The organism is Actinomadura nitritigenes (genome assembly GCF_017573545.1).
Taxonomy (GTDB): domain Bacteria; phylum Actinomycetota; class Actinomycetes; order Streptosporangiales; family Streptosporangiaceae; genus Spirillospora; species Spirillospora nitritigenes.
Map to the genome: position 1 here is coordinate 1 of NZ_JAGEOK010000104.1, position 1022 is coordinate 1022.

2 protein-coding genes are annotated in these 1022 nt (G+C 72.3%); both read left to right on the forward strand.

Annotated features, from left to right (window positions below):
• On the forward strand, positions 1-392 hold a 392-nt coding region (locus tag J4557_RS49065), incomplete at its 5' end, for a response regulator transcription factor (RefSeq protein WP_208274832.1).
• Positions 393-623: 231 nt separating this feature from the next.
• Positions 624-830 (forward strand): hypothetical protein, encoded by a 207-nt coding sequence (locus J4557_RS49070; protein ID WP_208274835.1) that lies wholly within the window; start codon positions 624-626, stop codon positions 828-830.
• Positions 831-1022 lie beyond the last annotated feature (192 nt).

Sequence of the window (1022 nt, forward strand, 5' to 3'; positions counted from 1 at the left end):
TCTTCGAAGCCGTCATGGCCGGCGCCGCCGGCTACGTCCTCAAACAGATCCACGGCTCCGACCTCGTCGGCGCCGTCCGCACCGTCGCCTCCGGCCAATCACTCCTCGACCCCCGCAGCACCGCCCGGATGCTCCAACGCATCCGCGCCCGCCAAGAGAAGAAGGACCCGCTCAAGGGGCTCACCGAGCAGGAACGCCACATCCTGGAGCTCATCGGCGAAGGACTCACCAACCGGCAGATCGGCGAGCGGCTGTTCCTCGCCGAGAAGACCGTCAAGAACTACATCTCCAGCATCTTCACCAAACTCGGCATGAGCCGCCGCACCCAGGCCGCCGCGCTTGCCGCGCAACTCAAGGCCGACGCCGAGCGGGATCACGGCCACCACGACTGACCAGGCCGGCCGCCGCGCCCTCGCTTCCCGCCCGGGACGATCGCGACGGGGGCCGACGCCTCATGCAGGACGCTCGGGTGACGGCACCGCGCAGGGTGCGCGGGGAGGAGCCGATGCCGCGGTCGCCGACGACGAGAAGGCTCGCGCCCCGAGCGTTGTCGGGGCCAGACAGCACCGCGAGATCCCACCATGCGCAGATGACCGCCACCGACCACGCTACGGCGGATCTGGGTGGACGCCTCGGGAGAACCCGCCCGGCGGCCGCAGGGCCACCCCGGCACCGTCACCACGACGGCGTTCGTCGGCGCCGTGGCAGTGGGCGCCGCGAAAGCACCACCGCTGGCGGCCTGCCTGCTGGTCCGCCGGCGCTGCGACCGCCGCCGCGCGCAGATGTGGGACCTCGAATGGGCGCGTCTGGACCGGCGGCAGATGAACTGATCCCGATGGACCTTGGTCCCGCCCCGATGTGACCGACGGCCATGGGAACGGGGCGGCGCCGGAGGAACCATGGAATCGGCACCCACCGACGGGAGACGGGCACCCAGCCCGGAGCAGCCGACCGGCGGCCACCGCGCCGCAGGACCCACCGTCGCCAAGACGGGCATCCGGCACCCGGGCGCCCCGACCCCA